This is a genomic window from Variovorax raffinosi (assembly GCF_051216615.1).
Classification (GTDB): Bacteria; Pseudomonadota; Gammaproteobacteria; order Burkholderiales; family Burkholderiaceae_C; genus Variovorax.
In genome coordinates, this window is the sequence record NZ_JBPJZR010000015.1 from 100255 (window position 1) to 115803 (window position 15549).

Below are 15549 nucleotides of genomic sequence, written 5' to 3' on the forward strand. Positions count from 1 at the left end.
CTGCGAATCACTGAACTCGTGGTCTTCAAACTCGGACCAACCAACGTCTGCACCGCAATGGATGCATTCGCCGACCGGATCGAACTCTTCATCTTCCATAGCTGCCCCTTTCAATGCACGGTTGCGGGCGCGTCGTGCACCCAGGAGAAAGGCCCTGCGGCCTCGATCTGTCGCGGAGTGGTCCGCACGCGGATAAAGCTCTGAAAACCGCCGCCTGTTGGTGCGAATTCAGATTCGAGAAGCTGGCCGGTCTCAGCATTGAGATAGCCGCCGCCCTCCGCAGGTCGGAAGCGGTCGGAGACCGAAGCATTGCCCTGCACATACGCAGGCCACAGAACCCAGCGCTTGAAAGCAGCGCCAGGAGCATCCAAGCCCCCGATGCCGTAGATGCGTGCTCCATGTGGGAAGCCTCCAATGCTCTTTGAATCGGGTTTGCTGGCGTACTTCATGAGGTACGCGACGGGGGCCGTGGCCTTGAGCGTGTTGGTCATGCCGTGGGGCCACCAGCCGCGTTTGTCGGCGGGGGGCATGCTCACCCCTGCCGGAAGGAAAAACACAGCGTGGTAGTGCAGAACACCGCGCTTCTGCATCTCCCCCACCCAGACGTATCGAAGGCGTTCACCCGGGCACCGCTTCGCGAACCACTTGCGCACGGCGCGGATGTAGTCGGAGACATGACGGGGTTGCCAGTACGCATGCGTGGCGACTCGGGCGGGATGCACAGGGCCGAGGTCAGCAAGCTTGTTTTCCAGCTTGCGCAGGTCATAGGTCAACGTGACCATGACGTTGTTATCGGCACGGCCTTCGCCAAGATTCAGCAGACACTTCGAGCCAACGCCGACACCTTTGCGAAGGCGAGTTACACGGGCTTGCGCCCGGTCGATGGTGATGCACTGCTCAACCCAACGCATAGCCGTTGGGAGAGCAGCAAAACCACTTGTTGATACTGAGACAAGCCCGCGCGCTGCGCGCGCTTCTGCGGTCTGCATATCGCGCGCGGTTTGACGCTGCGAGAACACGCGCAGCGCCTCCATGGAGGACGCACGAGCGGCGTTGACTTCGGCTTGACGTGCGCCAAGGTAGCTCATGCGCAAGCTTTCGCGACTTCGACCAGCCAGGCAGCGAGTGCAGGCGGCGTGCGTTCACGCTCGGGACGGCCCATGCGCTCCACTGTCGTGACCGTGGGCGCGTCGAGCAAGTACGGCACTTCAGGCAGCGGGCCGACAACGTAGATGCACGACTTCTTGGGCGCGCGATGGCCCCACCAGCTCTGAAGCACCGGCACGAGGATGCCGCCGTGCTGGTCGCGAACGCCAGGCGAGAGACAACCGGACTCGCGCCAGAGCTTCGAGTTGAACGGATGTTCCAGCACACCACCGCACTCGCGGACCTTCTGCATTGCCCAGATCGCCAGCTCGCGTTCACCGTCGCGTGGCTTCGCGAAGTGCGCGAGGTTGGCCCACGTGCGGCACGGCGGATGAAAGACGCCAGGGCAACCACCCTGCCAGCTCAGCGCGTTGCGCTCGTAGTCGTAGCAGTCGCAACCGAGGTCAGCGTAGTGGGTCGTCTTGCGGACGAACAGCGCAGCAACAGCAGTCATACCGTGGCCTCGATCAAGGCCGATGCCTGCACGCGCAGGCTTTCAGCCAGGTTGCGCTCGTAGGGCGACAGCGAGCGCTGTGCGCCACCGTCGAGGCCTTCGAGCCAGTAGCGAAGGCGCAGGAAGTTGCGGGCGTAGGCGCTCATTTCCACGACCTCACTTCGCGGCGAATGTCGATCACGAGCCACCAGACGACCGCCATGCACATGGCGACGTTGACGACCAGCCAGGGCCACGGCGAGACTTGAACTTCGGTCACAGCGATTCGCCCGAGACAGGCACGCCGTTCGCCGTATAGCTCAGATCGATTGCGATCTGGCCCGCGTCGGCGGTCACTTCGATGGTGATGCCGTCGAGACCATCCTCTTGCGCGCCGCGCAGAAGGGCCAGCACGGCACCTTCCAGCACAGCGAGCCGAGCGGCTTGCATCGCGTCATGCGATTGCATGGCTTCAGCTCTGCGAGGGCTTCGGATCGCGCTTCAGCGGCACGAGGCGCGCGGACACGGCGAGGTTGCCGCTTCGGTCCGGGTACAGGCTGGAAGGGGCCAGCGTGTAATCGCCGACCGGATGGAACAGCGCAGCGCCGTCCTTGTCCTTTTCGAGAATGATCTCGATTTTCGTGGGGTACGGATCGGGCTGACCGTCACGACCAACGAAGTGCATCCACACCGCTTGGAAGTTCAGGCTGTAAGGCTTGCCGGTGGCTTTGGCGTTGCCGCTTTGGTTGCGGACTTCGGTCGACGTTACCGAGATACGGATCATGGAAGCTCCTGTAAAAAACTTAACTGGTTGTTAAGTAAATGAATGATGAAGGACGGCTTAACAGGTCGTCAAGCTTTTTCTTAACAGGGTGTGATGAAATGCCGGGTTAAAGGAGCCCCGCAATGCAGACAACCATGCAACTCTTCGAGAGAGCGCTCAGCCACCACAAGCAGGCTGAGTGGGCACGCCTGTTGAACCTCACAGAAGCGGCGATCTCGCAGGCAAAAAAACGAGGCCGACTCAGCCCAACAATGGCCGGAAGCATTGCCACACAACTAGGTGAGAATCCAACCCAATGGATAGCTATCGCTGCAATCGAAGCAGAGCCCGAATCACCCGCGAAGAAGGCGCTCATGAGAGCCCTCAACCTCGCAAAGTTGTAATTTGTGAATGACTTCTCGCTTTCGTCACGTCGCCCTGATCGGCAAATACCAGGCATCCGGCGCCCGCGCGCAAGCGGATGCACGCGACGGCGTGATGGAGAGCATCGGCACCTTCCTGGAATCGCAGGGCTGCAAGGTGTTCGTCGAGCGCTCGACATGCGCGGAAGAAGCCGATGACGGCGCCCCGGCCCATCCGCGCTACGAGGCGCTGTCGGTAGAAGAAATAGGCCAGCGCTGCGACCTGGGCCTGGTGGTTGGCGGCGACGGCACCATGTTGGGCATCGGCCGGCAGCTCGCCAGCTACGGCATTCCGCTGATCGGCATCAACCGGGGCCGGCTCGGCTTCATTACCGACATTCCGCTGGACAACTACCAGGCCACGCTGATCCCGATGCTGGCCGGTGAATATGAGGAAGACCACCGCAGCCTGATGCATGCGCAGGTCATGCGCGACGGCGTGTCGGTGTTCGACACGCTCGCCATGAACGACGTGGTGGTCAATCGCGGCGCCACTTCCGGCATGGTCGAGCTGCGCGTGTCGGTGGGCCGCCATTTCGTGGCCAATCAGCGCGCCGACGGCCTGATCATCGCCACGCCCACGGGCTCGACCGCCTATGCGCTCTCGGCCGGCGGTCCGTTGCTCCATCCGGCGGTGCCGGGCTGGGTGCTGGTGCCGATCGCACCGCACACGTTGTCGAACCGCCCCGTGCTGCTGCCCGATGCCGACGAAATCGTGATCGAGCTGGTGGGCGGGCGCGACGCCAGCGCCAATTTCGACATGCAGTCACTGGCCTCGCTCGTGATCGGCGATCGCGTGGTGGTGCGCCGCTCCGACTTCCGGGTGCGCTTCCTGCACCCGCGCGGCTGGAGTTATTTCGACACGCTGCGCAAGAAACTTCATTGGAACGAAGGGGGCTCCTGACATGGCGCTGCGACGCATCGCACTGCGCGACTTCGTGATCGTGCGATCACTTGAACTCGACTTGTCCGCCGGCTTCACAGTACTGACCGGCGAAACCGGCGCCGGCAAATCCATCCTGATCGACGCGCTGCAACTGGCGCTCGGCAACCGCGCCGACGCCGGCGCGGTGCGCGAAGGCGCCGAACGGCTCGACGTGACCGCCGAGTTCGACGCGGACCCGGCCCTCGAAGCGTGGCTTGACGAAGGCGGCTTTGAAGCCGGCGACGCGCTGCTGCTGCGCCGCACGGTCGACCTGCAGGGCCGCAGCCGCGGCTGGATCAACGGCAGCCCGGCCACGGCCACGCAGTTGCGCGAGCTTGGCGACCGCCTGCTGGACATCCACGGCCAGCACGCCTGGCAAAGCCTGACGCGGCCCGAGGCCGTGCGCGGCCTGCTCGACGCCTACGCGGGCATTCGCACCGACGCGCTCGACGCCGCCTGGCACGGCTGGCGGCAGGCGCTTTCCGCGCTGGAACACGCGCGCTCGGCACAAGACTCGCTGCAGCGCGAACGCGAGCGGCTTCAATGGCAGATCGCAGAAGTCGCCAAGCTGGCGCCGGGTGTCGACGAGTGGGAAGAACTCTCGACCAACCACTCGCGCATCTCGAACGCGCAGGCCCTGATCGACGCGGCGCAAGGCGCCAGCCAGGCGCTGGAAGACGACGACAACGGCGCGCTGTCCGCGCTCTCGCGCGCGGCGACGCTGCTACAGAACTGCGAACACATCGAGCCCGAATTCCGCACGCTGGGCGAGGTGCTTGCCTCCTGCGTGGCGCAAGCGTCGGACGCAGCCCATTCGCTGCACGGCTACCTGCGCAACGCCGAAGCCGATCCGCAAAGCCTGGCCGAGCTGGACGAACGCATGGGCCTGTGGATGTCGCTTGCGCGCCGCTACAAGCGCACGCCGGCCGAACTGCCGGCGCTGCTGGCCGGCTGGCAGTCCGAGCTGCAGGCCCTGGACGCGCAAAGCGATCTCGAAGGCCTGGAGCGCATCGAGCAGAACGCCCAGCAGACCTACATGAAAGAGGCCAAGGCGCTCGGCAAGGCCCGCAAGCAGGCCGCGCCGCGTCTGGCCCAGGCCGTCACGCAGGCCATGCAAGGCCTTGGCATGCAGGGCGGGCGCTTCGAGGTCGAGCTGCAGCCGCTGGCGCAGCCCGGTCGCGCCGGCCTGGAAGACGTGGCCTTTCTCGTGGCCGGCCACACCGGCAGCACGCCGCGCGCCATCGGCAAGGTGGCATCGGGCGGCGAGCTGTCGCGCATCGCGCTGGCCATCGCAGTGACGACCAGCCAGCTCGGTGCCGCGCAGACACTGATCTTCGACGAGGTCGATGCGGGCGTCGGCGGGGCCGTGGCCGAAACCGTGGGCCGCCTGATGAAGCAACTGGGCCGCGACCGGCAGGTGCTCGCCGTGACCCACCTGCCCCAGGTGGCCGCCTGCGCCGACCATCACCTCGTGGTGGCCAAGCGCCAGACGGCCGCGGCCGGCAAGGACGGTCCGCGCACCGAGAGCGGCGTTTCGCGGCTCGACGACGACAACCGCGCCAAGGAAATCGCCCGCATGCTGGGCGGTGAAAAAGTCTCGCAGACCTCGCTCGCGCACGCGCGCGAAATGCTCGGCCACAAGACCTCGGCGACCGCGCCATGAACCTCGACCTCGTACTCATCACCGGCATGTCCGGCTCCGGCAAGTCGGTGGCCCTGCATGCGCTGGAAGACGCGGGCTACTACTGCGTCGACAACCTGCCGCCCGAGCTGCTGACATCCTTCATCGCGTTGCAGCACGAACAGCAGGCCACGCGCGTGGCCATTGCGATGGACGTGCGCAGCGGCGTGTCGCTGCCGATCGTTCCGCAACAGCTCGAAGCGCTGCGGCGTGACGGCATCTCGCTGCGTTCGCTGTTCCTCGACGCGACCACCGACGCCCTGCTGCGCCGCTACTCGGAAACCCGCCGCCGCCATCCGCTCTCGCGCCAGGAAGGCCGCACCGACGTGCCCGACCAGCACCGCGTGCTCACGCAGGCCATCGAACTCGAACGCGAGCTGCTGGGCGACCTGCGCGACGGTGCCGACGTGATCGACACCAGCCTGATACGGCCCGCCCAGTTGCAGAGCTACATCAAGGCCCTGATCTCCGCGCCGCAAAGCGCGCTGACGCTGGTGTTCGAGTCATTCGCCTTCAAGCGCGGCGTGCCACTCGACGCGGACTATGTGTTCGACGTGCGCATGCTGCCCAACCCGCACTACGTGCCCGCGCTGCGCCCGCTCACGGGCCGCGACGAACCGGTGATCGAATGGCTGCGCGAGCATGACGACGTGGCGCGCATGTACGACGACATCGAGCAGTTCCTGTCCCATTGGCTCGATGCGCTGGCGCGCGACCATCGCAGCTACGTCACGGTGGCGATCGGCTGCACCGGCGGGCAGCACCGGTCGGTATTCCTGGTCGAGCAACTGGCGCGTTCTTTCGGCGCGCGCTGGGGCGCACTCAAGCGCCATCGCGAACTCGACGCGAACTGATCGATCAGCTCGCGCCGTTTTCCAGCAGCTTGCGCACCGGCGCAGGCAAGCCCAACCGGCCCCATTCCTCGGCATCGACCCAGCGCGCAGCCTCGCCTTGCGGCTGGCTGCCCTGGAGCAGCACGGGATGCAGGTGCAGGTCCTTGTGGGTCAGCACATGCACGAAGGCCGGCAGGTCTTGCGCACTGCGCTGCGCGGCGGGCGGCAACGCGGCAAGCAGATCGTCGCGACTGTCGAACACCGGCAGGCAATAAAGACCCGCCCAGATGCCTTTCGATGGCCGCTTCTCAAGCCACACGCGGCCTTCTTCATCGCGGGCCAGCAGCACCCAGAGCGACTGGGCACTGCGCTTGAGCTTGCGCGTCTTGACGGGATAGCGCTCCGGCGCGCCTTCTCGCAGACCCACGCAGGTCTTGTCGACCGGGCAGATCATGCAGCTCGGCTTACGCGGCAGGCAGACCGTGGCGCCCAGGTCCATCAGCCCCTGCGTGTAGTGCGCGATCGCCTCACGTTGTTCGGCGGGTGGGAGCAGTTGCGTCGCCAGGTCCCACAGTGCGCGCTCCTGTGCCGATGAAGACATGTCGCCGCCGAAGCCGAGCACGCGCGTGAGCACGCGCTTCACATTGCCATCGAGGATCGCGACGCGCTCGCCGAAGCAGAAGGCAGCGATTGCGGCGGCGGTGGAACGGCCGATACCAGGCAAGGTCACCAGCTCGACGGCGGTGCGCGGAAACTCGCCGCCGAATCGGGCGACGATGTCCTGCGCGCACCGGTGCATGTTGCGCGCGCGGCTGTAGTAGCCAAGGCCGCTCCAGAGGCCGAACACCTCGTCCTCGGTGCCCGCGGCAAGCGCACCCACATCGGGAAAGCGTTCGAGAAAACGCGCGAAGTAGCCGAGCACCGTCGAGACCTGCGTCTGCTGGAGCATCACCTCCGACAGCCATACGCGATACGGGTCGCGGGTGTTCTGCCAGGGCAGCTCGCTGCGCCCGTGGCTGCGCTGCCAGCTCACGACCTGAGCGGCGAAGTCCGGTGGCAGTTTCGAAGAAGTGACATCCGCCGCGGGGGCGGAACGTTCAAGCCGCACGCAACTCGCCGGCAGCGGCCGCGCCAGCCTGCGGCTTTCCCTGCTGCGTGATCAGCGACGTGAAATCGTGCAGGCGGTGATGAAGCTCGGCCAGGTTGCTTTCCTGCGCGGCGAGTTCGATCAGCCGCTCATCCAGATTGCCCGCGGCGCTCTGGATGCGCTCGATCGCCTCGATGCGCTTGCTGAAGTTGCGCCGGCGCTCCTTGAGCTGCGCATCGATCTGCGCGCTCGCGCCCTTGCTCCAGCGCTCGACCTCCGTCATGGCGGCTTCGTTGACCAACCGCAGCCGGCTGGCCAGCGCGCGAACCAGCTTGTCGCAGAAGTCGGCCTGCGCGAGCTTCAGCAGGTTGCCCACGCCCAGGTAGTGGATGTGGCTGCGCTCGATCTGGCTCAGCTCCTGCTCGAAGCCCGTGAGATCGGGCTCGGCCGGCGCCTGCAGGGTGAAGCCCTGCTCGGCATTGAGCTGGCGGAAAGTGGCGTGCAGCATCGACTGGATCTCGGCCGTGGTGGCCTGCACTTCGCGCAGGTTGTTGCGCAGCGAATCGAAAGTCTCCGCATACACCTTGCGCACGTTGAACTTGACGCCGGGGCGCTTGAGCGCAACCGACAGCCGCACCATGTCGGCCTTGAGCGCGGTACGGCCGAGCACCGCATACACCTCGCGCAGCAGCTTGCCCTGCACCGAGCGCAGCGCCAGGATGCGGGTGTTGCTGCCTTCGAACTCCGCGTGCTCCTGGTCGATGCGCGCGCGCATGTGCCGGATCACCGAAACGTTCTTGCCGCGCAGCCCCTGCAGTTCGAGCGCCTGCTCGGACAGGTCGCGCTGGCGCACCTTCAGGATGCGTTCGGCCTCGGCGCGCAACGCGGTCATGCCGGCGTCGACGGCGAGCCGCAACATGGTCTCGCGCTTGCCGAGCACGCCTTCGCCCAGCAGGGCTTCGAGCGCCGGCAGTCGGCTGGCTTCGAGCAAGGCGCCGTCGCGCTGGATCTTGGCCTGCAGCCCCTTTTGCGCGGAAACCGGCAGCACCTGGGCGAGCGGCACTTCGAGCAGGCGGGCCGCGCTGTCGCGCTGTCGCTCGATCTGCTGCGCGATCTGTGCGGGCGTGCTCAGCGTGTCCCACATGGTGTCGATCTTGTTGAGCACCACGAAGCGCGTGTTGTTGCCTTCGTCCTCGGTGATCAGGTGCTCGCGCCAGATCGACAGATCGGAGCGCGTCACGCCGGTTTCGGCGCCGAGGATGAAGACGACGGCATGCGCCTGGGGAATCAGGCTCACCGTCAGTTCGGGTTCGGCGCCGATCGCGTTCAGGCCGGGGGTGTCGAGAATCACAAGCCCCTGCTCCAGCAGCGGATGGGGCATGTTCAGCACGGCATGGCGCCAGCGAGGAATTTCGACGCGGCCTTCGGCGTTCTGCACCGGGTTGTCGTCGGGCGTGTCGTCGTTCCAGAAGCCCAGGGTGCGCGCTTCTTCCTTCTCGACCCACAGCACTTCGGCCACCTTGCTCATCGCCTGCGCCAGTTGCTCGGCATTGCCGACGTCGATGGCGATTTCGGTCCAGCGCGTGGACTTTTCACGCCAGTGGGCCAGCGAGTGGGGCTCCAGGCGGGTTTCGATCGGCAGCAGGCGCAGCTTGGGCGCCAGCGCGGCGTCGTAGCCCAGCTCGGTCGGGCACATCGTGGTCCGGCCCGCGCTCGCGGGCATGATGCGCCGCCCATAGCCGGCAAAAAAGATCGCGTTGATCAGCTCCGACTTGCCGCGCGAGAACTCGGCCACGAACGCGACCATGACCTTGCTGGTGCGGATTTGCGTCTCGAGCCCGCGCAAGCGCTCGGCCACGGCCTGGTCGAGCAGCTCGTTCTCGGTCAGCCAGCGGGACAGCCACTGCAGCCGGTGCGCGAAATTGCTTCGCCAGGCACCGTGCTGATCGAGTTGTTGGTTGAAGGAGCGGCTCAAGGGAAATATGTAAGAAACAATTTACAAATATAGCATCGCAGGTCGTGTCGCGACCGTTTGCGGGGTATACGTGGAGGGCGCCCGACAGCTACTACTTCTGGCAATTGGGGCAGTAGTAGGTGGAGCGCTGCCCCTGGCGCAGCAGCCGGATCGGCGTTGCACAAACCCGACAGGGCTCGCCGGCCCGGCCGTAAACGGTCGCTTCCAACTGGAAATAGCCGCCCTGCCCGTCCACGTTCGAGAAGTCGCGCAACGTGCTGCCGCCCTTTTCCACCGCCCGGGCCAGTATTTCGCGCACCGCCGCATGCAGCCTGGCGGCCCGTGGCCGGGTGATGCGCGCGGCCGAGAGCGTCGGCCGGATGCCGGCCTGGAACAGCGCTTCGGACGCATAGATGTTGCCCACGCCCACCACCACGTCGCCGGCAAGCAGCACCAGCTTGATGGCCGCCTTGCGCTTCTTGAGGCCGGCATGGAACGCATCGAGGTCGAAGTCGTCGCCCAGCGGCTCCATGCCCAGGCCGCCGAGCAGCTTGGTGGCCCAGGGGGCTTCTTCGTGGTCCACGTAGACCACGGCGCCGAAGCGGCGCGGATCGTTCAGCCGTAAGGTGCCGCGATCGGTGACCAGGTCGAAGTGATCGTGCGCGCCGGGCGGCGGCAACACCGCGTCGAAACGCAGGCTGCCCGACATGCCCAGGTGCAGCAGCAGGATGCCGCGATCGAGATCGATCAACAGGTATTTGCCGCGGCGCCGCACCTGGAGCACACGCCGTCCGACCAGCGTTTCAGGCGACACCATCAACGCCCAGCGCAAGGGTTTGCCGACGCGCACGGCGTCGATGTGGGCACCCGCAATACGGTCGGCAATGCCGCGCCGGGTGACTTCGACTTCGGGTAACTCAGGCATGAAAAGTAAAGCTCCGGCGTTCTGCGGCGTTGACGAAGCCCCACGCGGCGCTCGTTCAAATGGCTGGATTATTATGGCCAGATGAATCTATCGCCCCGCCGACACCGCCTTGCGGCGGCCGCGTCTCTTGCCCTTCTGGCCTGCGCGGCTCACGCGCAATCTTCTTCGGATACTGCCGCCCCCACCACCCCGGCGCCGGTCATCGAGCGCTCTGCGCCACCGAGGCCAGCCACCCGGCCCAAGGCGGCGGCAAGCAAGCAGGCCAGCGACCCCATTCCCCAACCGTCGGCACTGACGGCCGACCTGTTCTACGAAATCCTGATGGGCGAGATGACCGCCCGTTCCGGCGACCCCGGTTCCGGCTATGCGCTGGTGCTCGACGCCGCCCGGCGGTTGCGCGACGGCAAGCTGTTCCAGCGCGCGGTCGAGATCGCGCTGCAGTCGCGCTCCGGCGATGCAGCGCTCGCCGCGGCCCGCGCCTGGCAGGAAGCACTGCCCACTTCACGCGATGCCCGCCGCATCGAATTGCAGATCCTGATCGCGCTGAACCGCATCAGCGAAACGGTCGAGCCGCTGCGCGCCGAAGTGGCGGCCACCTCGCAGATCGAGCGTCCGCTGCTGATGGCGGTGATCGCACGCAACTACTCTCGCGCCTCGGACAAGAAGCTGGCCGCCTCGGTGGTCGAGCAAGCCCTGGTCGACGAACTCAAGAGCCCGACCACAGGCGGACTGGCATGGGCCACCGTCGGCCGGCTGCGCCTCAATGCGGGCGACGCTTCCGGCGCGCTGGATGCTGCGCGCAAGGGCCAGGACGTCGATCCGACATCCGACGCGCCGGCTGCGCTGGCGCTTGAAATGATCGATCCCGGCCAGCCGCTCGCCGAGCCGATCGTGACGCGTTACCTGAACAACAACCCCAAGGCCTCGCCCGACCTGCGCATTGCCTATGCCCGCGTGCTGGTCGAGAACCGGCGCTTTGGCGACGCCACCACGCAACTCCAGGCAGTGACCTCGTCGCGGCCCGAACTCGCCGAGCCGTGGCTGCTGCTGGGCAGCCTGCAGATGCAGGCCAAGCAGGACGCAGCGGCCGAAGCCTCGATCAAACGCTTCGTCGACCTGTCGGGCAGTCAGGGCAAGGATGCGGGCGACGCTGCCGAACGCAAACGCGGCGTGTCGCAGGCCTACCTCGCCCTCGCGCAACTGGCGGAACGACGCAAGGATTTCACGGCCGCCGAGCGCTGGCTGGCCCGTGTCGACGGCCCTGACGAACTGGTGGCCGCACAGAGCCGCCGCGCGGGCCTGCTGGCACGCCAGGGCAAGCTGGCGCAGGCACGCGAAGTCATTCGCAACCTGCCCGAGCGCACGGCCGATGACAAGAAGCAGAAGTTCCTCGCCGAAGTGCAGTTGCTGCGCGACGCCAAGCAATACCAGGCCGCCTACGACATGCTGGCCCAGGCCTCCACGGCCGCGCCGGATGACAGCGACCTGGTCTACGACCAGGCCATGATTGCGGAGAAGCTCAACCGCCTCGACGACATGGAACGGCTGCTGCGCCGGCTGATGCAGCTCAAGCCCGACAACCAGAACGCGTACAACGCGCTGGGCTATTCGTTCGCGGATCGCAAGATCCGGCTCGACGAGGCACGCACGCTGATCCAGAAGGCGGTGCAACTGGCGCCTGAAGACCCGTTCATCGCCGACAGCCTGGGCTGGGTCGAGTTCCGGCTCGGCAACACGGCCGAGGCCATCCGCATCCTGGAAGCCGCCTACAAGACGCGCCCCGATCCCGAGATCGGCGCGCATTTCGGCGAAGTCCTGTGGAGCATTGGCCAGAAGGACCGTGCGGTCACGATCTGGAAAGAAGCCCTGCTGAGCGACGCCGAGAACGAGACGCTGCAGGAAACGCTCAAGCGCTTGCGGGTCAAGCCATGACCTTCGCTGGCGGGGCGCAGAACGGCCGCCGTGCCGTTCTGTCCATGGGCGCAGCGGCTTTTCTTTTGATGGCGGGTTGCGCCCAGTTGTCGGGCGGCTCGTCGACACCGAAGACGTCGGACAGCTGGAGCGGCCGCATGTCGCTGCGCATCGAAACCGAACCGGTGCAGACTTTTGCTGCGCTGTTCGAATTGCGCGGCTCGGCCGAAGCAGGCGATCTCACACTCACGACGCCCATCGGCAGCACGCTGGCGCAACTGCACTGGACGCCGGGCGAAGCCCTGCTCAAGGACGGCAACAACACCCGACGCTTCGACTCCGTCGATGCCCTCGTCGAAGCGGCCACTGGCGCCGCCATTCCGGTCGGTGCGCTGTTCGGATGGCTGGAAGGCCGCAACGAGCCCGTGCCCGGCTGGAAACCCGACCTGGCACAACTCGGCAGCGGACGCCTGCAGGCCGTGCGTGAATCCCCCGGCCCCAGGGCCGATCTGCGCATCGTGTTCGAGCGGTCATGAAGGCGATCTACGACCTTCCCGCGCCGGCCAAGCTCAACCTCTTCCTGCACATCACCGGCCGGCGCGACGACGGCTACCACCTGTTGCAATCGGTCTTCATGCTGATCGACTGGTGCGACACGCTGCATGTGGAGCTTCGTCGCGATGGCCAACTGAGCCGCGAAGACCTCACGACCGAGTTGCCGGCCGACGACCTGATCCTGCGCGCCGCGCGTGCGCTGCAGGCGTTTGCCGCGCCGAGCCAGGGCGCTCACATCTCGGTCGCCAAGCATGTGCCGGCGCAAGCGGGCATGGGCGGCGGCTCTTCGGACGCCGCCACCTGCCTGCTGGCGCTGAATCGCCTGTGGGGCCTGAACCTGCCCCTTGCACGCCTGGCGCACATCGGGCTGAAGCTGGGTGCCGACGTTCCTTTTTTCCTCGCGGGCCGCAATGCATGGGTCGAAGGCATCGGCGAGGAAATTCGTCCGGTTACACTCCCTCCTGCGCACTTCGCGGTGGTCAAACCACCCGAAGGACTTGATACCCGATTAATTTTTTCGTCGCCCGATCTTGAACGTGCAACTCCTGTTGCTATAATCTCGGGCTTTGCTGCAGATAGCGAACAGCTTGAAGCTCCAAACTTGGGAAACCAGGTTTTCGACTTCGGCCACAACGATCTACAGCCGGTTGCTCAGCGGCTTTGCCCCGCGGTCACCGACGCCATCGAATGGCTCGGCGCCCAAGGATTGAAAGCCCGGATGACCGGCTCCGGAAGTTCAGTGTTCGCAAAGATGCCGCAAGAGACGCAAGAAGCGGAACTGCTCGAAGCCCCCGAAGGCTGGCAGGTTCGTCAATGCAGCAATTTGGCTGTTCATCCTCTCTGGGGGTGGGCAACCTGAAGATAGTCGGACCGTTTGTTCGGTTCGACGCGACATATATCGGTTGGTGGTGAAAACCATCGACCCGTGTAGGGGAGTCGCCAAGCTGGTTAAGGCACTGGATTTTGATTCCAGCATGCAAAGGTTCGAATCCTTTCTCCCCTGCCAAATCTTCAAGAACTGCGGCCCAACGGCCGCAGTCTTCTTTTGCAGCCCACCCGCTGCAATAATCGGCGGCTCACCGGCCGCCACGCATCAGAAACCTTTTGGCGGCTTCCTCAGCCAATTCGCACTGCCGGGACGCGCTCATGCAGGCTAATCACCCTGATTTCATGGTTTTCACCGGTAACGCCAATCCTGGCCTTGCCGCAGAAATCGCGCACAACCTCGGCACCTCGCTGGGCGCCGCACGCGTCGGTCGCTTCTCCGATGGCGAAGTCACCGTCGAGATCAACCAGAACGTCCGGGCGCGCGATGTGTTCGTGGTGCAGTCGACCTGCGCACCGACCAACGAAAACCTGATGGAACTGCTGATCATGGTCGACGCGCTCAAGCGCGCTTCGGCCGAGCGGATCAGCGCCGTGATTCCCTATTTCGGATATGCCCGCCAGGACCGCCGCCCGCGTTCGAGCCGCGTGCCGATCTCGGCCAAGGTGGTGGCCAACCTGCTGGAAACCGTCGGCGTCGAGCGCGTGCTCACGATGGATCTTCACGCCGACCAGATCCAGGGCTTCTTCGACATTCCGGTCGACAACATCTACGCGTCGCCGGTTCTGCTGGGCGACCTGCGCGCCAAGAACTACGAAGACCTGATCGTGGTCTCGCCCGACGTCGGCGGCGTGGTTCGTGCCCGTGCGCTGGCCAAGCAACTGAACTGCGACCTCGCCATCATCGACAAGCGCCGTCCGAAGGCAAATGTCAGCGAAGTCATGAACGTGATCGGCGAGATCGACGGCCGCAACTGCGTGATCATGGACGACATGATCGACACGGCCGGCACGCTGGTCAAAGCGGCCGAAGTGCTGAAAGAGCGCGGCGCCAAGAGCGTGTACGCCTACTGCACGCACCCGATCTTCTCGGGCCCGGCCATCGAGCGCATCACGCAGGGCTCGGCCCTGGACGAAGTGGTCGTGACCAACACCATTCCTCTTTCCGATGCGGCCCTTGGCTGCGGAAAGATCCGCCAGCTCTCCGTGGCACCGCTGATCGCCGAAACGATCCAGCGCATTGCCAAGGGCGAGTCGGTGATGAGTTTGTTCTCGGACCAGGACAACCTGTTCTGACCTGAGCAAAAAGCGGGCTCCTCTCCCTTTTCGGGGCAGGAGCCCTTGTTGAACCGGAGTCTCACTGGTCGCGGTGGACTCTCACAGGAGCTAACTATGAAATTCGTCGCTTTTGAGCGCGCAAAGCAGGGCACGGGTGCGAGCCGCCGTCTCCGCATCTCGGGCAAGACCCCCGGCATCGTCTACGGTGGTGACACCCAGCCGCAACTGATCGAGATCGATCACAACGCGCTGTGGCACGCCCTGAAGAAGGAAGCCTTCCATTCGACCGTGCTCGAAATGGAACTCGGCGACACCACCAGCAAGGTCCTGCTGCGTGACGTGCAATACCACCCGTTCCGCCAGCTGGTGCAACACATCGACTTCCAACGCGTCGATGCCAAGACCCGCATGACCCTGAAGGTGCCGCTGCACTTCAAGGGCGAAGAAGAATCCGACGCCGTCAAGATCGACCTGAACCTGGTCAACCACGTGACGACCGAACTCGAACTGAACTGCCTGCCGACCGACCTGCCGGAATTCATCGAAGTCGACCTGTCGGGCCTGAAGAAGAACGGCACCGTCACGCTGAAGGACATCAAGCTGCCCAAGGGCGTGAAGTGGGTCAGCCACGGCAAGGTCAACCCGGTGCTGGCTTCGGCCGTGTCGCCGGCGGCTGAAGAAGTCGACGCACCTGCCGAAGGCGCTGCCGACGCAGCTGCCGCAGCACCGGCTGGCAAGGGCGGCAAGCCCGCAGCCAAGACCCCCGCTGCCAAGACGCCTGCCAAGAAGTAATCTCTTCTTCGCAAGCTCT

At 65.4% G+C, this 15549-nt stretch carries 17 protein-coding genes and 1 tRNA gene; 10 read left to right on the plus strand and 8 right to left on the minus strand.

Annotated features, from left to right (window positions below; translation table 11 throughout):
- Positions 1-110: 110 nt before the first annotated feature.
- From ACSFB7_RS32215 to ACSFB7_RS32235, 5 genes are all read right to left on the minus strand, one after another.
- On the minus strand, positions 111-1088 hold the full coding sequence (locus ACSFB7_RS32215; protein WP_435476402.1) for a rolling circle replication-associated protein: 978 nt from the start codon (positions 1086-1088) through the stop codon (positions 111-113).
- Positions 1085-1600: a hypothetical protein gene (locus ACSFB7_RS32220; RefSeq protein WP_435476403.1), complete on the minus strand. Its 516-nt coding sequence runs from the start codon at positions 1598-1600 to the stop codon at positions 1085-1087. Before ACSFB7_RS32220 ends, ACSFB7_RS32215 begins: the two co-directional genes overlap by 4 nt.
- Positions 1597-1746, minus strand: coding sequence for a hypothetical protein (locus ACSFB7_RS32225; protein WP_435476404.1), 150 nt, complete (start codon positions 1744-1746; stop codon positions 1597-1599). Before ACSFB7_RS32225 ends, ACSFB7_RS32220 begins: the two co-directional genes overlap by 4 nt.
- Positions 1747-1855: 109 nt before the next feature.
- Positions 1856-2047, minus strand: a complete 192-nt coding sequence (locus ACSFB7_RS32230; RefSeq protein ID WP_435476405.1) for a hypothetical protein — start codon at positions 2045-2047, stop codon at positions 1856-1858.
- 4 nt (positions 2048-2051) lie between these two features.
- Positions 2052-2363, minus strand: a complete 312-nt coding sequence (locus ACSFB7_RS32235) for a single-stranded DNA-binding protein (RefSeq protein WP_435476406.1) — start codon at positions 2361-2363, stop codon at positions 2052-2054.
- A 122-nt stretch (positions 2364-2485) separates the two neighbouring features.
- Here ACSFB7_RS32235 and ACSFB7_RS32240 point away from each other — a divergent pair, with 122 nt between their 5' ends.
- From ACSFB7_RS32240 to rapZ, 4 genes are read left to right on the plus strand one after another with little or no spacing between them, the layout of a single operon-like run.
- Positions 2486-2746, plus strand: coding sequence for a hypothetical protein (locus tag ACSFB7_RS32240; RefSeq protein WP_435476407.1), 261 nt, complete (start codon positions 2486-2488; stop codon positions 2744-2746).
- A 7-nt stretch (positions 2747-2753) separates the two neighbouring features.
- On the plus strand, positions 2754-3668 hold the full coding sequence (locus ACSFB7_RS32245) for an NAD kinase (protein ID WP_435476408.1): 915 nt from the start codon (positions 2754-2756) through the stop codon (positions 3666-3668).
- A gap of 1 nt (position 3669) precedes the next feature.
- Positions 3670-5352: a DNA repair protein RecN gene (gene recN / locus ACSFB7_RS32250; protein WP_435476409.1), complete on the plus strand. Its 1683-nt coding sequence runs from the start codon at positions 3670-3672 to the stop codon at positions 5350-5352.
- Positions 5349-6224 carry an RNase adapter RapZ gene (gene rapZ / locus ACSFB7_RS32255; protein ID WP_435476410.1) on the plus strand — a complete coding sequence of 292 codons (876 nt, stop codon included), beginning with the start codon at positions 5349-5351 and terminating at the stop codon, positions 6222-6224. Before recN ends, rapZ begins: the two co-directional genes overlap by 4 nt.
- Before the next feature lie 4 nt (positions 6225-6228).
- Here rapZ and mutY read toward each other — a convergent pair whose 3' ends face one another.
- The 3 genes from mutY to mutM form a co-directional block, all read right to left on the minus strand.
- Entirely contained in the window at positions 6229-7263 is a 1035-nt protein-coding gene (gene mutY / locus ACSFB7_RS32260; RefSeq protein ID WP_435476456.1) for an A/G-specific adenine glycosylase, read from the minus strand.
- A 37-nt stretch (positions 7264-7300) separates the two neighbouring features.
- Positions 7301-9265, minus strand: a complete 1965-nt coding sequence (locus ACSFB7_RS32265; protein WP_435476411.1) for a dynamin family protein — start codon at positions 9263-9265, stop codon at positions 7301-7303.
- A gap of 91 nt (positions 9266-9356) precedes the next feature.
- Entirely contained in the window at positions 9357-10169 is an 813-nt protein-coding gene (gene mutM, locus ACSFB7_RS32270; protein WP_435476412.1) for a bifunctional DNA-formamidopyrimidine glycosylase/DNA-(apurinic or apyrimidinic site) lyase, read from the minus strand.
- 81 nt (positions 10170-10250) lie between these two features.
- Between mutM and ACSFB7_RS32275 the strand changes: the two genes are divergently transcribed.
- The 6 genes from ACSFB7_RS32275 (at position 10251) to ACSFB7_RS32300 (ending at position 15530) form a co-directional block, all read left to right on the plus strand.
- On the plus strand, positions 10251-12101 hold the full coding sequence (locus tag ACSFB7_RS32275) for a tetratricopeptide repeat protein (RefSeq protein ID WP_435476413.1): 1851 nt from the start codon (positions 10251-10253) through the stop codon (positions 12099-12101).
- Positions 12098-12616 (plus strand): lipoprotein insertase outer membrane protein LolB, encoded by a 519-nt coding sequence (locus ACSFB7_RS32280; RefSeq protein ID WP_435476414.1) that lies wholly within the window; start codon positions 12098-12100, stop codon positions 12614-12616. Before ACSFB7_RS32275 ends, ACSFB7_RS32280 begins: the two co-directional genes overlap by 4 nt.
- Positions 12613-13494 (plus strand): 4-(cytidine 5'-diphospho)-2-C-methyl-D-erythritol kinase, encoded by an 882-nt coding sequence (gene ispE, locus ACSFB7_RS32285; protein ID WP_435476415.1) that lies wholly within the window; start codon positions 12613-12615, stop codon positions 13492-13494. Before ACSFB7_RS32280 ends, ispE begins: the two co-directional genes overlap by 4 nt.
- A gap of 70 nt (positions 13495-13564) precedes the next feature.
- A tRNA-Gln gene (locus ACSFB7_RS32290) sits at positions 13565-13641 on the plus strand.
- Between the two features lie 140 nt (positions 13642-13781).
- On the plus strand, positions 13782-14756 hold the full coding sequence (locus tag ACSFB7_RS32295; RefSeq protein WP_093132507.1) for a ribose-phosphate pyrophosphokinase: 975 nt from the start codon (positions 13782-13784) through the stop codon (positions 14754-14756).
- Positions 14757-14852: 96 nt separating this feature from the next.
- Positions 14853-15530, plus strand: coding sequence for a 50S ribosomal protein L25/general stress protein Ctc (locus tag ACSFB7_RS32300; protein WP_435476416.1), 678 nt, complete (start codon positions 14853-14855; stop codon positions 15528-15530).
- Positions 15531-15549 lie beyond the last annotated feature (19 nt).

Coding starts and splice junctions, on each gene's coding strand:
- ACSFB7_RS32215 (WP_435476402.1), bottom strand. CDS start 1,088: ATGAGCTACCTTGGCGCACGTCAAGCCGAAGTCAACGCCGCTCGTGCG.
- ACSFB7_RS32220 (WP_435476403.1), bottom strand. CDS start 1,600: ATGACTGCTGTTGCTGCGCTGTTCGTCCGCAAGACGACCCACTACGCT.
- ACSFB7_RS32225 (WP_435476404.1), bottom strand. CDS start 1,746: ATGAGCGCCTACGCCCGCAACTTCCTGCGCCTTCGCTACTGGCTCGAA.
- ACSFB7_RS32230 (WP_435476405.1), bottom strand. CDS start 2,047: ATGCAATCGCATGACGCGATGCAAGCCGCTCGGCTCGCTGTGCTGGAA.
- ACSFB7_RS32235 (WP_435476406.1), bottom strand. CDS start 2,363: ATGATCCGTATCTCGGTAACGTCGACCGAAGTCCGCAACCAAAGCGGC.
- ACSFB7_RS32240 (WP_435476407.1), top strand. CDS start 2,486: ATGCAGACAACCATGCAACTCTTCGAGAGAGCGCTCAGCCACCACAAG.
- ACSFB7_RS32245 (WP_435476408.1), top strand. CDS start 2,754: ATGACTTCTCGCTTTCGTCACGTCGCCCTGATCGGCAAATACCAGGCA.
- recN (WP_435476409.1), top strand. CDS start 3,670: ATGGCGCTGCGACGCATCGCACTGCGCGACTTCGTGATCGTGCGATCA.
- rapZ (WP_435476410.1), top strand. CDS start 5,349: ATGAACCTCGACCTCGTACTCATCACCGGCATGTCCGGCTCCGGCAAG.
- mutM (WP_435476412.1), bottom strand. CDS start 10,169: ATGCCTGAGTTACCCGAAGTCGAAGTCACCCGGCGCGGCATTGCCGAC.
- ACSFB7_RS32275 (WP_435476413.1), top strand. CDS start 10,251: ATGAATCTATCGCCCCGCCGACACCGCCTTGCGGCGGCCGCGTCTCTT.
- ACSFB7_RS32280 (WP_435476414.1), top strand. CDS start 12,098: ATGACCTTCGCTGGCGGGGCGCAGAACGGCCGCCGTGCCGTTCTGTCC.
- ispE (WP_435476415.1), top strand. CDS start 12,613: ATGAAGGCGATCTACGACCTTCCCGCGCCGGCCAAGCTCAACCTCTTC.
- ACSFB7_RS32295 (WP_093132507.1), top strand. CDS start 13,782: ATGCAGGCTAATCACCCTGATTTCATGGTTTTCACCGGTAACGCCAAT.
- ACSFB7_RS32300 (WP_435476416.1), top strand. CDS start 14,853: ATGAAATTCGTCGCTTTTGAGCGCGCAAAGCAGGGCACGGGTGCGAGC.